This is a genomic window from Ketobacter sp. GenoA1, from assembly GCF_003671475.1.
In the GTDB taxonomy this organism is placed as follows: domain Bacteria; phylum Pseudomonadota; class Gammaproteobacteria; order Pseudomonadales; family Ketobacteraceae; genus Ketobacter.
In genome coordinates this window covers 176,848-193,690 of record NZ_RCHM01000045.1, presented here as the reverse complement: position 1 = coordinate 193,690, position 16,843 = coordinate 176,848, and the positions used below count along the sequence as shown (strand labels likewise).

At 56.8% G+C, this 16,843-nt stretch carries 14 protein-coding genes; 6 read left to right on the top strand and 8 right to left on the bottom strand.

Features of this window, described 5'->3' with window-relative positions; all coding sequences use genetic code 11:
- Positions 1-107: 107 nt before the first annotated feature.
- The gene (ispA, locus tag D9N13_RS21405; protein ID WP_290594009.1) at positions 108-1,004 is read right to left on the bottom strand and encodes a (2E,6E)-farnesyl diphosphate synthase; all 897 of its coding nucleotides are present in this window, start codon (positions 1,002-1,004) and stop codon (positions 108-110) included.
- Positions 1,005-1,247, bottom strand: a complete 243-nt coding sequence (locus D9N13_RS21400; protein WP_290594008.1) for an exodeoxyribonuclease VII small subunit — start codon at positions 1,245-1,247, stop codon at positions 1,005-1,007.
- Positions 1,248-1,451: 204 nt separating this feature from the next.
- Here D9N13_RS21400 and pomA point away from each other — a divergent pair, with 204 nt between their 5' ends.
- The 5 genes from pomA (at position 1,452) to D9N13_RS21375 (ending at position 6,639) form a co-directional block, all read left to right on the top strand.
- Positions 1,452-2,213 carry a flagellar motor protein PomA gene (pomA, locus tag D9N13_RS21395; RefSeq protein WP_290594007.1) on the top strand — a complete coding sequence of 254 codons (762 nt, stop codon included), beginning with the start codon at positions 1,452-1,454 and terminating at the stop codon, positions 2,211-2,213.
- Positions 2,214-2,225: 12 nt separating this feature from the next.
- Positions 2,226-3,419, top strand: coding sequence for a flagellar motor protein MotB (locus tag D9N13_RS21390; protein WP_290594006.1), 1,194 nt, complete (start codon positions 2,226-2,228; stop codon positions 3,417-3,419).
- Between the two features lie 75 nt (positions 3,420-3,494).
- Entirely contained in the window at positions 3,495-4,583 is a 1,089-nt protein-coding gene (locus D9N13_RS21385; protein WP_290594005.1) for an AraC family transcriptional regulator, read from the top strand.
- 20 nt (positions 4,584-4,603) lie between these two features.
- On the top strand, positions 4,604-5,626 hold the full coding sequence (locus D9N13_RS21380) for a hypothetical protein (protein WP_290594004.1): 1,023 nt from the start codon (positions 4,604-4,606) through the stop codon (positions 5,624-5,626).
- A 254-nt stretch (positions 5,627-5,880) separates the two neighbouring features.
- Positions 5,881-6,639, top strand: coding sequence for a flagellar brake protein (locus D9N13_RS21375; protein ID WP_290594003.1), 759 nt, complete (start codon positions 5,881-5,883; stop codon positions 6,637-6,639).
- 69 nt (positions 6,640-6,708) lie between these two features.
- Here the strand turns inward: D9N13_RS21375 and minE are convergent, their stop codons facing one another.
- The 5 genes from minE to coq7 form a co-directional block, all read right to left on the bottom strand.
- Positions 6,709-6,972, bottom strand: coding sequence for a cell division topological specificity factor MinE (minE, locus tag D9N13_RS21370; RefSeq protein ID WP_290594002.1), 264 nt, complete (start codon positions 6,970-6,972; stop codon positions 6,709-6,711).
- Complete coding sequence (minD, locus tag D9N13_RS21365) at positions 6,972-7,784, bottom strand: septum site-determining protein MinD (RefSeq protein WP_290594001.1); 813 nt, start codon at positions 7,782-7,784, stop codon at positions 6,972-6,974. The genes minE and minD overlap by 1 nt, the downstream gene beginning before the upstream one ends.
- A gap of 20 nt (positions 7,785-7,804) precedes the next feature.
- The gene (minC, locus tag D9N13_RS21360; protein WP_290594000.1) at positions 7,805-8,587 is read right to left on the bottom strand and encodes a septum site-determining protein MinC; all 783 of its coding nucleotides are present in this window, start codon (positions 8,585-8,587) and stop codon (positions 7,805-7,807) included.
- Positions 8,588-8,782: 195 nt separating this feature from the next.
- Positions 8,783-11,527, bottom strand: coding sequence for a hybrid sensor histidine kinase/response regulator (locus D9N13_RS21355; RefSeq protein WP_290593999.1), 2,745 nt, complete (start codon positions 11,525-11,527; stop codon positions 8,783-8,785).
- A gap of 40 nt (positions 11,528-11,567) precedes the next feature.
- Entirely contained in the window at positions 11,568-12,224 is a 657-nt protein-coding gene (gene coq7 / locus D9N13_RS21350) for a 2-polyprenyl-3-methyl-6-methoxy-1,4-benzoquinone monooxygenase (RefSeq protein ID WP_290593998.1), read from the bottom strand.
- A 178-nt stretch (positions 12,225-12,402) separates the two neighbouring features.
- Between coq7 and D9N13_RS21345 the strand changes: the two genes are divergently transcribed.
- Complete coding sequence (locus D9N13_RS21345; RefSeq protein ID WP_290593997.1) at positions 12,403-13,881, top strand: AAA family ATPase; 1,479 nt, start codon at positions 12,403-12,405, stop codon at positions 13,879-13,881.
- Here the strand turns inward: D9N13_RS21345 and D9N13_RS21340 are convergent.
- The gene (locus D9N13_RS21340) at positions 13,878-16,697 is read right to left on the bottom strand and encodes a hybrid sensor histidine kinase/response regulator (protein WP_290593996.1); all 2,820 of its coding nucleotides are present in this window, start codon (positions 16,695-16,697) and stop codon (positions 13,878-13,880) included. The genes D9N13_RS21345 and D9N13_RS21340 overlap by 4 nt on opposite strands.
- Positions 16,698-16,843: the final 146 nt, after the last annotated feature.

Here is a 16,843-nt window from a genome sequence, read left to right as displayed (position 1 = left end):
CAGGGTGCCTGTGTGCCAATCCGGTTGGAATCGGGTTAATCCGTCATTATACGAGTCTGGGAAGCAAAAATAACGCCCAAGCGGGAATTTCTTGCCTGTCCGGCCCGTCAGTGGCTACGGGAAACAATGTAATCCGCCAGCGAGCGCAATGGGTCTGCCTGTGGGCTGAAGTCGGTAAGCGCGGCCACCGCTTTGTGGCAGAGATCACGGGCCAGCTGGCGGGCCTGCTCCAGCCCCAGAATGCTGGGGTAGGTGGCTTTGGCCAAGGCCTGATCAGCGCCCTGCTGCTTGCCCAGTAACTCTGTTTCACCGATCACGTCCAGGATGTCATCCTGGACCTGGAAGGCGAGGCCCACGGCCTGGGCGTAGCGATCCAGCGCCAACAGCTCTGTGTCGGATACGCCGGGACAGGTCAATGCCCCCATGGCCACGCTGGCCCGAATCAGGCAGCCGGTCTTGTGCTGGTGGATGGTTTCCAGTTCCTGCAGGGTCAGGGTTTCGCCTTCTGCAGCCAGATCCAGTGCCTGGCCCCCGGCCATGCCCTGGGTGCCGCTGTTGGTGGCCAGTAACTGAATCAGGCGCAGTCGGGTTGTGTCGCTGTGCGTAATGGGTGAGCACGCCAGCACTTCAAACGCCAGGCATTGCAGGGCATCCCCGGCCAGAATGGCGGTGGCCTCATCAAAGGCGATGTGGCAGGTGGGTTTGCCCCGCCGCAGGGCGTCATTATCCATGGCCGGCAGGTCGTCGTGCACCAGTGAGTAGGAGTGCACCATTTCCAGGGCGGCGGCCACATCGTCCGCCTGGTGATGGTCGCCGCCGACCGCCGTCGCCGCCGCGTAGGCCAGCACCGGGCGTATCCGCTTGCCACCGTTGAAGGTGGCGTAATGCATGGCGTCCACCAGGGTAGGTGCCAGGCCGTTCTGTTGTTTGAGCCAGTATTCCAGGCGTTGATTGACTTGCTGTTGGCAAGCGGCAAGGTACTGTTGCAGATCAAACGCGCTCATTTAGTCAGCGTCGTCCTCGGCAAAGGGAGTCAATTCCTCGTCGCCGTTTTGCTGCAGCAGAATGTCCACCTTCTGTTGCGCTTCCCGCAATGCCTGTTGGCACTCTTTGGTGAGCTTGATGCCCTGTTCGAAGGCTTCCAGGGATTTTTCCAGGGTCATGTCGCCACCTTCCATGGATTCCACCAGTTGTTCCAGGGTTTGCAGTGACTTTTCGAAGTCGATAGCGGTTTTTTTCTTCGCCATGGGGGCTCCTGATTGCGGGGCAATACATGCTTTCCGGATGAGGGCGCAAGTTTCGGCCATCGTGCTGGCGAGGTCAATGCGCGGCCACAATAAATCACAATCCGTCCTGTTTGCGGAATTTCTCCAATTCCTGTCTAGACTTACTGGTATAGGCCACTCAAGTAACGTGTGTTGAATGTTTTTTAGACAGTTTGGAGTAGGGGTGTGGATCTAGCGACCCTCATAGGATTAATCGGTGCGCTGGTGATTGTGGTGATGGCCATGGTTACCGGCGGCGATGTCCTGATTTTCGTGAACGTGCCGTCCCTGTTGATTGTATTTGGGGGCACTATTTTTGCGGTAATGGCCAAGTATTCCCTGGGCCAGTTTCTGGGTGCCATGAAGGTCATGGGCAAATCCTTCAAGTTCAAGCTGTCTTCGCCGGAAGAAATCATTGTGGAGGTGGTTGAGCTGGCGGACGTGGCCCGCAAAGGCGGTTTGCTGTCCCTGGAAGGCAAAGAGGTTTCCAACGATTTTCTGCAAAAGGGCATTCAGTTGCTGGTGGATGGTCACGATCCTGAAGTGGTGAAGAGCATCCTCAGCAAGGACATGCGGGAAGGCATCGCCCGCCATACCATTGGCAAGGCGATATTCCTCAACATCGGTGACACGGCCCCTGCCATGGGCATGATCGGTACACTGATCGGGCTGGTGCAGATGCTGTCGGCCATGGACGATCCCAAGGCCATCGGTCCGGCCATGGCGGTGGCGCTGCTGACCACTTTGTACGGTGCCATGATTGCCAATATGTTTGCGCTGCCGGTGGCGGATAAGGTGGCGCTTCGTTCTGAAGAAGAAGCCCGAATCCAATCCATGATCATTGATGCTCTGTTGGCCATTCAGGCGGGTCAGAACCCGCGGGTGATCCAGGGGCTGCTGAAGACCTATCTGCCCGCCTCCAGGCGCGCCAGTGAAGGCGAGGAATAACGGAGATTCGCCATGGCCGACGAAGAAGAATGCGAATGCCCTGAATGCCCGAAAGGGCTACCTGCCTATCTGGCCACCTTTGCCGATCTGATGTCGTTGCTGATGTGTTTCTTTGTTCTGCTGCTGGCGTTCTCGGAGATGGATGTGCAGAAATACAAGCAGGTGGCCGGCTCCATGAAAGAAGCGTTCGGGGTGCAGGATAAGGTCAAGCTGAAGGAGGTTCCCAAAGGAACTTCCATCATTGCCCAGGAGTTTTCCCCCGGCCGGCCGCAGCCCACGCCGCTCAATGAGGTGCGCCAGTCCACCAGTGAAACCATGAACAACACCCTGGAAGTGCTGTGCTCTCCGGGTAAAAGTGAGCAACGGGAGGATGCCCAGGATCAGTCCACCAGCGCCTCCGATCACTCCGCTGAAATTCTGGAACGGCTGGTGTCCATGACCCAGGCGGACGCGGTGGAAGTGGCCTCAATGATGAAGCAGGATATCCAGAGCGGGGCCGTGGAAGTGGAAACCCGTAATCGCAGGATTGTCATCCGGGTCAAGGAGCAGGGTTCGTTTCCCAGTGGTTCCGCCACCCTGCGCCGGGATTTTGTGCCGATCATGGATAAAATCCGCGATGCCATCAAAGACATCGATGGTATTTATTCGGTGGAGGGGCACACCGATGATCTGCCCATCTCCACCACCCGTTTTCGTTCCAACTGGGAGTTGTCTTCGGCGCGGGCGGTCTCGGTGGCTCATGAACTGATGAAAGACGGGGGTATGGAGCCGGCTAAATTCACCGTAAAGGGTTTCGCCGATACCAAACCCATGGTGCCCAATGATGATGACGCAAGCCGGGCCCGCAACCGGCGTGTGGAGATCGTGATTGAACAGGGTACTGAGGATGAGAAATATCTGTCAGGTGAGGAACCGCTGCCGGAGGACCCGGAGTTCAACACCAGGTTGTTGAAAGAGGCGGGGATTGAAAATCTGGACGGCTTTGAATTGTTGTCGGGGGATGAAGCGGATCAGCAAACCAGTGAGGCCAAGGGAGTCATCAGCGTGCTGGATTCTGAACAGCCGCCCGCTGAAACCAGTGCCGATCAGCGCCCCGGCGAGGGTGAGCCGCAGCAGGATGGCCCCGCGTCGCAATCCCCCTTTGATCTGTCGGTGGATCCATTTGCCCCCCGCCAGGAAGATAAGTCGCAGGACGAATTTTTCTAGGTAAAGGGCGGGCCTTGCCATACCCTATTACGGCGGGGTATGGTTTGGTCATTTAGGGCCATCAGCGGACACCATATGGATCATCACCCCCACCCGAATTCCCCCCGGGAGCTGCCTGCCGAGCCGGAGCGCGAACTGGACAAGCTCAGTGCCAACGCTGTCTACGCTGCCTTGCTGGTGGAAATGCTGGTACAGCAGGGTATCCCGTTGGCGGAACTGCTGGCCGGCACCCACATCACCGTGGATGCCCTGCGTTCCCTGGAAGCCAGGCTCACGGCGCGCCAGTATCGGGCCTTGATCGAAAACGCGTTGCGCCTGTGCCCCGATCCCGCGTTGGGGTTTAAATTTGGATTCCAGTTGAAATTGTCCACCCACGGATTTCTGGGCTTTGCGGCCATGAGTGCGGCGTCCCTGGGGGAGGCCCTGGAACTGGCGGTGAAATACTGCCGTACGCGCTTCGATTTCTTCGCCCTGGAGATTTTCGAACAGGGTGGCTGCGTTATTCTACAGGTGGATGAGTTACTGAATATGGGCCGCTCCAGCGCGTTTCTGCTGGAATCCGTGATGGCCAGTTTCGGTACCATGAGCATCAACCTGCTGGGCGAGATACCCCGTGGGGTCAGCATCAAGCGAACCTGCGACAAACCACCGTATTTTGAGGCCATGGAAGACTGGTTTCCCCAGCGGGCGCCGGTGCACTTCAACCAATCCGTCAATCAATTGATATTCCAGAAAAGCCTGATGCAACGCCGGCTCAATTTGTCGGACCCCCTGGCCCGGCAATTGGCCGAAGCGCAATGCCAGCGGGAGCTGCAGACCATTCAAGTGGATGATGACCTGCTGTACCGTGTCCATCGGCTACTGAAAGAAGCGGAACCGAACTACCCCAAACTGGACGAAGTAGCCTCCCGGCTGCACCTGTCTTCGCGTACTTTCAAGCGCCGGCTGCAGGCGGAAGGCACCACCTTTCAGTCAATTCTGGATCGGGTGCGTATGCATCAGGCCAAGCAATTACTGACCGGGTCCAGGCAGTCAGTGGACGCCATTGCCTCGGCATTGGGGTATAGTGATGCCTCCAATTTCAGCCGTGCCTTTCGGCGCTGCGAGGGCATGACGCCGGCCCGTTACCGGCGCGAACACGTTAACAACAATCAGCAGCATTAAATCGTTTTTGAGGGGAAACTATGACCGACCAAACCGAACTGGCCAACAAGCTTCAGGAAGCGCACGTGCAGTTTCTGCTGGGCCGTTTACAGGATGAGGGGCTGGCCGCCAGCATCGACCGCGAATTGGCCGCAGCCTGGGAATGGGGTGCCGGCGTATCGTTGAACGATATTCTGGATCGTGAGTTACTGATCACAACCATTTGTCGATTGGTGGAAACCGCACCCTTTAATCAGGAGCTGCGGGCCATCGTGGTGAAAAGCGTGATTACCGGTATTCAGGCGGAATTCAACGATGGTGCCACGGTTCAGAGCCTGGTGCCGAAAGCGGAATACGACAAAGCCATCGCCCACTACGCCCAGTTTGAAAAAATCCGGGTGGATGTGATTCGTATGATCCTGGAAAGCCCCATCTACAGCGAGCTGATTACAGACGTGCTGTATCACGGCATCAAGGATTACATCACTACGGAAAATGTGGTGGTGAAAAAGGTGCCCGGCATGGGTGCCCTGATGAAGGCGGGAGCCAAAAGCCTGAACCGAGCCATGCCCAATCTGGAAAATGCGGCAGAAGGCACCATCAAAAAGTTCATTACCGGTAACCTGCGCAGCTCTGTTGAGCTTAGCGAAAAGATCCTCAACAACGCCTTGTCGGAAAACAACATCAAGACCATCGCCGACCATTTCTGGAAAACCGTCAGCGAGAAGGATTTCTCCAAGTTCAAGAACTACGTTACGGATGAGGACATCGACAACACCATTGCCATTGGTGATGAGCTGTGGAGCGAAGTGCGTAAGGCTGAGTATCTGCACAACATGATTGCGGCCATCGTCAACCATATTCTGGATGAGAACGGGGACAAGAAACTGGCGCAGCTGGTAGATGAGATCGGATACACCCAGGAGTACGTGGCCAATGAGCTGAAACAGATTCTGCCGGGCACCCTGGGGCGGGAGGCCTTGTGGAATTTCCTGGAAGCACGGGTGCGGGCTAATATGGCGGATTTCTACGGCAGCGAGGCGTTCACCCAGGCACTGGGTTGACCCAGGCAGCAACGGCAACCACTCCGGCAAGGATGAGCAGCCCGCTGGCAAATCTTCGCCAGGAGCGCTTCGGGGTTTGGTGATTTTGTAATCAGTTTGTCCCGGTTGAAGCGGCATTTTCAGCCACGGTGACCGCGTTTGCCGAGGGCGGCGGACCTGGCAATGAGTTTGCATTTGTATGTTGGTACACGGGTATACAAAAGAGCCTGTCCCTTCATGGGGGGCTCCGGGATATCGCAAACAGGGAGCGAAACATGCAGCGCGTGTCCTCGAAGTTGAAAAGCTGGTGGCAACAGAAAAATTCCGCCAAACCCCTCAATACGCAAGCCGTGCCGGAAGAGATCATGCATCTGTTCCGGCTGCGGCGCGAGCACAGCCTGTTGCAGGCCCGCTTTAACGGTGTGGACGACGTGTTTCAGTCGCTGTTGCTGGAAGTGGATCTGGAACAGAATCAACTGCTGCTGGACGAGCCTTTTCCGCACCGCTTTCCGGTGCAGTACTGGGTGGGGCGCCGCATTGTGGTGTCCACCAGCGAGGGTGGCCTGGCGACCCGGTTTGAAAGCCGGGTCAGTGCCAGCATGGGGTTGGATCAGGGTAATGCGCTGGTGCTGGAAATGCCCCGCAGTATCATGGCGGCCCAGCGGCGTAACAGTTTCCGGGTGGCGGTGAGTGGACGCATGCCGGTGGATGCGGTGGTGCGGGTGCCCGAACAGGGTAATCTGGCGGCGCGGGTACTGGATCTGTCGGCCTCCGGTATACGGCTGGCGATCCCCGGTGAGCTGGATGCTCTGGCGCAGGATACCCGCCTGGCGCTGCGTCTGGGCGCGGAAACACCACTGGTCAGCCAGCTGTCGGTGCGTTACATGCAGCCATCGCAGCAGGAGCAGGATTGCACCGAAGTGGGCGCTCAGTTTACCGGCCTGAACAGCAGTCAGTGCAAAGTCATCGAACGCTTTCTGGTGCGGATGCAGCGAAGCCAGCGGCAGCGGGAGTTGGAAGCCGGTCTGGTGTAGTGTTCACACGACGCCCGCAGACCCAGGCGGGGGATGACGGGCTCAACACCCCGCGTTTGACGGAGGCTGCTAGGAAACGGGGTCGGTTTCCGGCAGGGTGATGTTTAACTCCAGAACCGCACAATCGTCGTTTTGATCCAGGGCCACCGAGACCATTTCATCGGTAATCGGAACGTACTTGCTGATCACCGCCACCAGATCCCGCTGCAGTGCGGGCAGGTAATCGGGCTGGTCACGAGCGGTCCGCTCGTGGGCCACAATAATCTGCAAACGTTCTTTGGCGACACTGGCCGTGCTTTTCTTTTTGGTTTTGAAGAATTCCAGTAAGCTCATTACCGCCCTCCAAACATTCTCGACAGCAGGCCTTTTTTACTGGCACTGAGAAAACGGTGTTCAATGTCTTCGCCCAGCAGGCGGCGCACCGCGTCATCGTAGGCCTGGCCGGCATCGCTCTCATCATCCAGAATCACCGGTTGCCCCTGGTTGGAGGCAGACAACACCGCCTTCGATTCCGGGATAACCCCCAGCAGTGGAATGGAGAGGATTTCTTCCACGTCTTTCACACTCAGCATTTCGCCCCGTTCCACCCGTTCCGGACTGTAGCGGGTCAGCAGCAGGTGTTCCTTAACCGGTTCCTCGCCTTTTTCCGCGCGCAGGGTTTTGCTCTGCAGGATGCCCAGTATGCGATCGGAATCGCGCACCGACGATACCTCAGGGTTGGTCACCACCACAGCCTGATCGGCGAAATACATTGCCATGTGGGCGCCTTTCTCGATACCCGCAGGTGAGTCGCAGATGATGTAGTCATAGGTCTTTTTCATCTCATCCAGTACTTTCTGCACACCTTCCTGGGTGAGGGCGTCTTTGTCGCGGGTCTGGGATGCGGGCAGAATGCTGAGATTCTCCACCCGCTTATCCTTGATCAGGGCCTGATTCAGATTGGCCTCGCCATTGATCACATTGACGAAGTCGTACACCACGCGACGCTCACATCCCATGATCAGGTCGAGGTTGCGCAGGCCTACGTCAAAATCGATGATGGCGGTTTTATGGCCTTTCAAGGCCAGCCCCGTGCCAATGGCCGCGCTGGTTGTGGTTTTGCCAACGCCGCCCTTTCCTGAGGTCACCACGATAATCTCTGCCAATGTCGTATCCTCTTTAATTGTTACAGTGGACTGATGATGAGTTGATCGCCTTCCAGCTCGGCCTTGATGGCCTGTTTCCAGAGTGAGCCTTGCAGGTCTTCGTTTACTTTATAGTTGCCGGAAATGGAAATCAGTTCCGCTTCCAGGCTTTGACAGAAAATACGGGCGCTGTCATCACCCTTGACCCCCGCCAGTGCACGGCCGCGCAATGGGGCATACACATGAATATTGCCATCGGCGAGAATTTCGGCACCGGCACTCACCGGCGCCAATACCACCAGATCGCCGCCGGGGGCATAGATCTGCTGGCCTGAACGCACCGGGGTGGTGATCACCTTGTTGGCACTGATGGGTACTTCTATTTCCACTTCGCGTACTGCCACCGCCGTATCCGGCGCGGGCTCAGGTGAGCGGGTACTGATGCTGGCCGGAGGCAGGCTGGGCAGGCCGGCCACGTTGGCCGACAGCAGTTGCTCTTCGCTGCCGCCCCGCACCGCCACCGGGATCATGCCGTATTCACGACACAGTTCACCCAGCTCGATAAAGTCGATGAAATTATCGGCCGGGCATTTCTCCAGGCTCAGTATGACCGGGGTCTGTTGGAAAAAATCCGGTGCGCTGCTGACAGTGGAGGAGAGGGTGTCGTTGAAGCTCTTGTAGTCATAACGATAGAGCTCCAGGATGGTCATAGTGACCCGGCTGCCTTTCAATTTGAAACAAGCTTCCGAATCCAGTGCGGCTTCTGTGTCCTGCATAGGTCCCAGTTTTATTTTGTTTTTTCTGAACAACTCCAATTGGCTCATGGTTTGAAGGCATCCTGTCCAGTGGATTTTGCGGTGACACCACCAGCGCCCTTATCGTGCTTGCGGAGCGGAAGTGACTGCCCACATTTTCAAACCATAACTAGCCCCAATTGTATCAGAACTGGAAAATATTGAAGGGAAAAGTTTGCGAATTCGTGATCTTTTGTTGTGAAATTGAAAAAGCGCTTGAGAAATTTATTTAGGTAACGGGTCGGTTTTGTACTGATAGCTGCGCGATAGTTCTTCAGCCAGGGTTTCGATGGCCAGGGGTTTGGTTAGGAACGCAACCATACCCGCCGCCATGCCTGCTTCCCGGTGTTCCTGCATGGCGTGCGCACTGAGCCCGACAATGCGGGTGCGTTCACATTGGCTCAGGCTGCGCAGTTGCGAGGTGGTCTGGTAGCCGTCCATGTTGGGCATCTCGCAATCCATCAGAATCAGGTCATAGGGCACCGCGGCATGGGTGACGCAGCGAATGGCTTCCAGTCCGTCGTTGGCCAGGTCCGGTTCGATGTTGAATTTTTTAAGCAGTCCTTTGACCACCATCTGGTTGACCTGGTTGTCTTCCGCCACCAGTACATTGAGTGTACTGAAGTCTTTGCTTTGGTGAGAGCCGTTGCTGGATTCCTCGAGGCCGGTGAACTGGCGCTGAAGTGTTTGCAGCAGTTGTGATTGTGTCACCGGATCCTGAATGCTGAGCCTGGCTTTGCTGCTGTTGTCGCCCATGGGCTGCAGGGGCAATACCGCGCAGGGCAGGGTGGCTTGTAGCGGCTGGTGGACGTGTTGAATAATCAGGTCCGGGGTGTCTCCCAGGTCACTGGTGGGCACCACGATGCCTTGCGCTTCCAGGAGATGCCGCAAACTGATGACCGCTTCCGGCAGAGGGTCCATCACCAGGATGCGTTTGCCCGCCAACTGTGGATTGGGCTGGGGAAACGTCAGCGGGCGGCAGGGCAATTCAAGCCAGAATTCACTGCCCTCTGCCAATGCACTTTTTACGTTGATCCGGCCCCCGAGCAGCTGGGTCAGGGAGCGGGAGATGGCCAGCCCCAGGCCGGTGCCGCCAAACTTTCGTGTGGTGGAGGAATCCGCCTGGGAAAAGGACTGGAACAGATTGCGCTGTTGCTCGTCACTGATGCCGATGCCGGTGTCGCGCACGGTAATGCGCAGTTCGGAGCGGGTGTTGTCGTATTGGGTGCTGAGTGTCACGAAACCCTGGTCGGTGAATTTTATCGCGTTGCCCAGCAGATTAATAATGATCTGGCGCAGACGGGTGGGGTCGCTGATTATGATGCACGGGGTGTCGACGGATACGTCCAGCAACAGGCGAATCTGCTTTTGGGTAACGGCGGTGGAGAACAGCTCGATGCACTCATCCAGCAGATTGCGCAGATCCAGTTCGATTTGCTCAATGTTGAGTTTGCCCGCTTCGATTTTGGAATAATCCAGAATGTCATTGATGATGGATACCAGAGTGTCGCCGGAGTGCTTGATGGTGGTTATCAAGTGGCGCTGGTGGTTATCCAGAGGGGTGTCCATCAGCATCTGGGTGATGCCCAGCACACCGTTCATGGGGGTGCGGATTTCATGGCTCATGGTGGCCAGAAACTGGCTCTTGGTTGCCAGCGCCTGCTCCGCTGTGTGGCGGGCCCGCTCCGCCTCCTGTTTCTGCGCTTCCAGCTCCTGGGTGCGTTCTTTGACGGCGCTGTCCAGTTGCTGGTTCAGGCGTTCCTGCTGGCGAATAATCCGTTCTTTGTTGCGTTCGCTCAAACGTTGAACTTCGCGGAATTGATCGGTAAGCCCCATGTTGAGAATGACCAGGGTGAACAGGGAACCGATCTGGGATCCATAGGTGGAAAGAAAACTTACCTCGATCAGATCGAAGGCACGCAGGATATTAAGCAGGCCACCCAGCAGGAAACCCAGCCAGCCGATGATGTAATACTTGGCTGCGGTTTTTTGCAGGTAGAGTTGATAAAAAGCCACCGACAGCACATAGGGGGTGACAATAATCATGGCGATCAGGGATATCTTAATGGCCCAGGTGAACGGCATGGTGAGGGTGGCAATCATGGCCAGCAGGCCAACGGCAAGAATCGCCGGTTCAATATTCACACCCCCCATGCGGATGGTGCGCAGTTCAAAGTAACTCTTGGTCAGTTTAAGTGTCAGTATGCTCAACAAGCCGATGGCAAACGGGCGAATGGTTTTGGTGAACTCCGGGAAATCCTGCCACAGGTAAACGTTACCGGTGCCGTTCAGTGAAAGCTCCACCACGGCGTAGTTGGCCAACAGTGCAACATAGTAAATCTGAGCCTTCTGACGCAGAAAAAAATACAGGAAGGAATTGATCAGCAGGATAATGACGATGGCGCCGTAGTACATGCCAAACAACATCATGGCGTCCAGTTGTCTGGATTCCCAGTAATCCCGGGTGGCTACGGTAAGCGGCACAATCAAGGTGTCCCGGCTTTCCACCCGCCAGTAGAGGGTTTTGCTTTCGCCCTGCCGGAGTTGCACCGGGAAGGAAAAATAACGGTCTTTCAGCATGCGGCTGGCAAAGGGAAGCTGGTCGCCGGTCTGGTGTTGCTGGTAGGTTCCCCGGGCGTCGGGATAAAAAAAACGCACCTGATCCAACAGCGGGTACTCCAGCCTGGCAATAAACGTCTGTTGGGGCCCCTCGTTTTTCAGCGTGAGCTTCAGCCAGAGCGCGTCGTCGGTAAAACCGAAGCTGGTAAAGCGATGCTTCATGGGCTGCCATTCCCCGTCATGGCGCACCTCACTGAAGGTAAGGGTGTGGTTGGGGTCGATCAGGTAGCTGGCGCTGTGGGCCGCACTGGCATACTCAAACCGGCCATCCACCACCAGTGCGGAAGCATTGGCCGGCGTCGGCAGGCAGCTGAGGATCAGGATACATATGAATAACAATTGCTTGGGCATATACCCAGTATAGAGACTGTACAGCCTGTTGAGTATAAGGTCACAGCCTGTAAGCGGTTTGGGTCATTACTGTAGCCACCGCCGTCATCAGTTTTTTAACCGGAGTGGGCAAGTTCATGGCGCCGGCACTGTGCGCTTTGGCGGCATGACGGGCTTCGTCCTCGTGCATTTGCGCCAGAATGCGGCGGCTGCGTTCGTCCTGTTGCGGCAAGCGGGCCATATGGGTTTGCAAATGACGGCACACCTGGTTTTCGGTTTCCTCCACAAAGCCCAGGCTCCAACGATCACCGATGGCGCCGGCGGCGGCACCGATGCTGAACGACATGGCGTACCAGATCGGGTTCAGGACGCTCGGGTGGCTGTTCAGTTCCGCTAGCCGTTGTTCGCACCAGTGCAGGTGGTCTTCCTCTTCCTGGGCGGAAATCTCCATCTGGCGCCGAATGCGTGGTAGTCGCGCCGTGACCGCCTGACCCTGGTACAGGGCCTGTGCGCACACTTCACCGGTGTGGTTGACCCGCATCAGCCCGGCCACATGCCGGCGTTCGCCCCGATCCAGAGCGGGCACATCGGTACCTGCCGTGGGGTTGGGCCGATCCGTGCCCGCATGGCCGCCGGCCACGGTGCGCAATGCATTGTCAGCCTGGCTGATAAAACGGTCAAACACGCTGTAGCGGCGTTGGGGCTGGGTCGGGTTCATGGGCGTTCCTGTAAAACCTGGTTGGCCGGATCGGGTATTATAATGGGTTAAGTGGCATTACGGCAGGGGCCCGGGTGTCACAATATTGATTTGCAGCAATGTCGTCTATCCTGCTAAAGGGGATTACAGCATAGCGCAGCAGAGAAACCCGTTATTTAACGCAGATAAGGAAGTGTTCATGCCGGATTTGGTGGATCTGGAAATTATAATGTTGTCGCGGGTGCCGATCATTGTGATCGAAACCTTTGAGGAACCGCGGGCGCTGGATCTAATCAAGCGGGCGGGTATGAAGCTGCAAAAACCGGTTTTTTCCTGGTCGGTAACCGAAGGGGTGCAGCGTATCGATCTGGCCCATGGGGTGCCGGAGCACCTCACCACCGAACCGGGTGCGGCCTTGGCCCACATCAAACAGACGGGCCGGGCGGGGGTGTATATCCTGTGTGACTTCCATCCCTTTTTGTGTGAAGCCCCGAAAAACGTCCGCCTGTTGAAAGAAATCGCCATGGGCCATGATGAGCACCACCACACACTGATCCTGCTTAGCCATGCGCTCGACATTCCCCCGGAGATTCAGCGTTATTGCGCCAGGATGGATTTGTCGTTGCCCAATGACGAGCAGTTGATGCATCTGGTGAAAGAGGAGGCCAGCGTCTGGTCCAGCCAGAACCGGGGGGCCAAGGTTAAAACCGACAACCAAACACTGTCCAAGCTGGTCTCCAATTTACGCGGGCTGACCTATTCGGATGCCCGGCGCCTGGCGCGGGGTGCTATCTTCGATGATGGCGCCATCACCGCATCCGATCTGCCGGAACTGAACCGCGCCAAGTTTGAGTTGTTGGGGATGGAGGGTGTGTTGAGCTTTGAATACGATACTTCCAGTTTTGCCGATGTGGGTGGCTTGAACGGTCTGAAGGAGTGGCTGTCCAAACGGCGGGACTATTTTCTCAATCCGCGTGCCGGTGTAGACAGCCCCAAGGGAGTGTTGTTGCTCGGGGTGCAAGGCGGGGGCAAGAGCCTGGCTGCGAAAGCGGTGGCCGGCATGTGGGGCGTGCCGCTGCTGCGGCTGGATTTTTCGGCGCTGTATAACAAATACATCGGTGAAACGGAAAAGAACCTGCGGGAATCCCTGGCCATGGCGGACACCCTGGCACCCTGTGTGCTGTGGCTGGATGAAATCGAAAAGGCCTTGTCCGTGGATGCCAGCGATAACGGCACCTCCAAGCGTTTACTGGGGGCACTGCTCACCTGGATGGCCGAGCGCAGGCAGCCGGTGTTCCTGGTGGCCACATCCAATGATATTTCCCGTATGCCGCCGGAGTTGGTGCGCAAGGGGCGCCTGGATGAAATCTTCTTTGTGGATCTGCCTTCCGAGGTGGTGCGCCGGGATATATTCAGCATTCACCTGCGCAAGCGCTTTCAGAACCCGGAGGGACTGGATCTGGATAGCCTGGCGCGGGCCAGTGACGGGTTTTCCGGTGCCGAAATTGAACAGGCGGTGGTATCCGGCCTGTATCGGTGCCAGGCGGAAGCTGTTGAGCTGGATACCCAGCATCTGTTGCAGGAAATCGCCAGTACCCAGCCCCTGTCCATCGTCATGGCCGAGCGACTGGCGGAGCTGCGCTCCTGGGCGGCGGGCCGCACAGTGGCGGCGGATTAGGGTTGCACGCGTTGTACCTGATCGGTGGCGCTGTTGCCCGCATGGGCATCCTGCCACTGAATCAGCATATCCCGTAATTCACTCAACTCAATGGGCTTGGCCAGATAATCATTCATGCCACACTCCAGGCTGCGCTCTTTGTGTTCATCCATGATATGGGCAGTGAGCGCAATAATGGGAATGGGTGGGCGCTGGTTTTCCTGCTCCCATTGTCGAATGGCGCGGGTGGCTTCAAAGCCGTTCATCAGCGGCATTTCACAGTCCATCAATATGATGTCAAAGGCCTGCTCTTTGGCTTGGTTGACAGCGTCTTCACCGTTGTCCACGGTGACTGCCTGCATACCCAGGCGAGACAGCATGCCACGCACCACTTTCTGGGACAGGTGGTGATCTTCCGCCACCAGAATGCGCATGGGGGACAGTGTCTCGGCCCGCTTATCGTCCTGTGGGTGATCGGCCTGGATGCGTCGCACATGGGCCAGCTCCTCCAGCAGGGTGACCTTCAGTATGCGGCCGGTCACCGGCTTGTTGATGACCCTGCGAATGCCGGCATTGCGTGCCGCGGTGGCACTGGGGGCCATCCCCAACCCGGTTAACATCATGACCAGGGGATCATTGTTGATCAGGGGATCTTCTTTGATGCGTGCGGCCAGTTCCATGCCGGTCATGCCCGGCATCTCGTGATCCAGAATCACCACATCGAAAGGCTCATGAATGGTGGCCTGATTATGCAGCATGGCCAGTGCCTGGCGGCCGTTGATGGCCGTGGAGACTTTCATGCCCCAACTGGACGCCTGCTGCTGCAGTACCAGGCGGCAAGAGGCATTATCATCCACCACCAACAGGTGTAAGCCGTTCAGTTGGTCGGCGAACAGTGGCACATCCTGCCCCTCCGGGTCCGGTTCCAGGGGCACGCTGAACCAGAATGTACTGCCGCGGTTGGCCTGGCTCTCGGCGCCCATCTCGCCGTGCATGATGCGCACCAGTTGTTGCGAAATGGGCAATCCCAGGCCGTGGTGGCTGAGTTGCTCCAGATGATCCCGTTGCTGGGTGAACAGATCCTGCAACTGATCCCGGTTCATGCCCACACCGGTATCCATAATGGAAAAGCGTATTGAGTTCTGGCCCTTTTCCAGGTCTGGGCTTACTTCGATAATGACTTCACCATGATCGGTGAACTTGATGGCATTGGAGAGCAGGTTGGCCAGAACCTGACGCAGGCGGGTGGGATCACCTTTGACCTGAAAGGGCACGTCGTTGTGTACATGAGTGATCAGTTCAATGCCTTTTTCTTCGGCCCGCTGGCGGTACAACTCAATGCATTCCGACAGCATCACCCCGATGTCAAAGGAGGTGATGTCCAGTTCCATATTGCCGGTCTCGATTTTGGAATAGTCCAGAATATCATCCAGAATCTTCAGCAGATTGTTGCCCGAGGCGCTGATGGTGCGCACGTAATCTTCCTGGGAAGGGGATAGAGCAGAGTCTTCCAGTAACTCCGCCATACCCAGAATCCCATTCATGGGGGTGCGTATTTCATGACTGAGCTGAGCCAGAAATTCAGTTTTGGCACGGCGCTCCGCTTGTTGAATGGCGATGTGCTGCCGTTGCTGTTCTTCCAGTTGGCGCACCTTGCGTTGTCTTACGTTGAGGGCGATCACACCAGCAAAACAATCGATAAACAAACTGGCCACCAGAATATGCAGCGTTTCCATGCCCACGGCCAGCATGCCGAATACGGTTTGCGCGGTCATTAAGCCGATGAAGAGAATAATCAGGCGTGGGGCCACCATAATGCGCGCGGGGTTGAAACCATCCAATGTGCGAATGGCGGCGTTGTAGAAATTCAGCGGTACTGCTACCAACGCCAGTATGATGGACAGACGTGATGCCAGTTGAACTTCCAGCAGGAACACCGCCACCACAGCGACCAAGCTGGCGGCGATGATCAGGCGATTGAGATTGTCCAGGTGGCGGCGGCAGCGACGCAGTTCAAATAGCTTGCGACTGACCTGCAGCGAGGCGGCAAACATCAGGATCAGGGCTGAGGTTTCCAGTTTGGCATGCAGGTTGGTGGCCGCAAACCAGTAGTATCCGATGTAGCCATAGGCACAGGCGCAGTAGTAGGCGATGGTGAGCGAGTAAAGCGCAAAATACAGATAGCTTTTATCCCGGCTTTTGATCACGCCAACAATGCCGTACACAACGAGCATCAGCAGGGCACCCATGGCCAGGCCCATGATGAGCTGCTGATTGAACTGGGTTTGATAGAATGACCCGGGATCAGACACATTCAGCGTCAGTGATATGTACTGGCGGGAGCGCACTTCAATGAGGTATTCCGAGCGCTGCCCCGGCTGCATCAGCAGGCGCAGTACCGGGGCGCGATGCTTCACGAAACCGTGGATGTGGCTGGTCATGCCACCCACGCTTTCTATGTGTTGAAGCTGATTGCCGCGGCGCTCGTGAAGCGCCATAAAGCCGATGTTGGGTTGGCTGATGTAGATCAGGGAATTGATGGGGGTGGCGAGCCGGTTTTCAATCTGCACCCGCAGCCAGAGGGTGGAATCGGTGTAGCCCAGCCGCATAACCGGGGTTCGTGTAGGGGTAAATTGCTGCAGCAGGGACTCGTCGCTGAAATCGCTGGCCTGATACTGGTGCTCAGTGTCTTCGAAATAGCTGATGTTCTGGGTGATCTGGTAGTGATAGGTGGGGCTGTCGATGACCACCGCAGCCTGCCCGGCTACCACAACCAGCAGCAGGCAGAGCAGGGCAACACTTTGGCCAACTATGCTAGGGCGGTTGGATCGGCTCATCGGCTAAGGGCATCCTGCTCATCTGGTTAATTTTGTCTCAAGTATATTCAGACTAAGGGGCAAATCCCACCGCCAAGGGGGTGTTTCTCCCTACTTTTGCTTATTTTGCAGTCATTTACAGGGGATATTTAACCCGAATGTACAAG

Coding starts and splice junctions, on each gene's coding strand:
- ispA (WP_290594009.1), bottom strand. CDS start 1,004: ATGAGCGCGTTTGATCTGCAACAGTACCTTGCCGCTTGCCAACAGCAA.
- D9N13_RS21400 (WP_290594008.1), bottom strand. CDS start 1,247: ATGGCGAAGAAAAAAACCGCTATCGACTTCGAAAAGTCACTGCAAACC.
- D9N13_RS21390 (WP_290594006.1), top strand. CDS start 2,226: ATGGCCGACGAAGAAGAATGCGAATGCCCTGAATGCCCGAAAGGGCTA.
- D9N13_RS21385 (WP_290594005.1), top strand. CDS start 3,495: ATGGATCATCACCCCCACCCGAATTCCCCCCGGGAGCTGCCTGCCGAG.
- D9N13_RS21380 (WP_290594004.1), top strand. CDS start 4,604: ATGACCGACCAAACCGAACTGGCCAACAAGCTTCAGGAAGCGCACGTG.
- D9N13_RS21375 (WP_290594003.1), top strand. CDS start 5,881: ATGCAGCGCGTGTCCTCGAAGTTGAAAAGCTGGTGGCAACAGAAAAAT.
- minE (WP_290594002.1), bottom strand. CDS start 6,972: ATGAGCTTACTGGAATTCTTCAAAACCAAAAAGAAAAGCACGGCCAGT.
- minC (WP_290594000.1), bottom strand. CDS start 8,587: ATGAGCCAATTGGAGTTGTTCAGAAAAAACAAAATAAAACTGGGACCT.
- D9N13_RS21355 (WP_290593999.1), bottom strand. CDS start 11,527: ATGCCCAAGCAATTGTTATTCATATGTATCCTGATCCTCAGCTGCCTG.
- coq7 (WP_290593998.1), bottom strand. CDS start 12,224: ATGAACCCGACCCAGCCCCAACGCCGCTACAGCGTGTTTGACCGTTTT.
- D9N13_RS21345 (WP_290593997.1), top strand. CDS start 12,403: ATGCCGGATTTGGTGGATCTGGAAATTATAATGTTGTCGCGGGTGCCG.
- D9N13_RS21340 (WP_290593996.1), bottom strand. CDS start 16,697: ATGAGCCGATCCAACCGCCCTAGCATAGTTGGCCAAAGTGTTGCCCTG.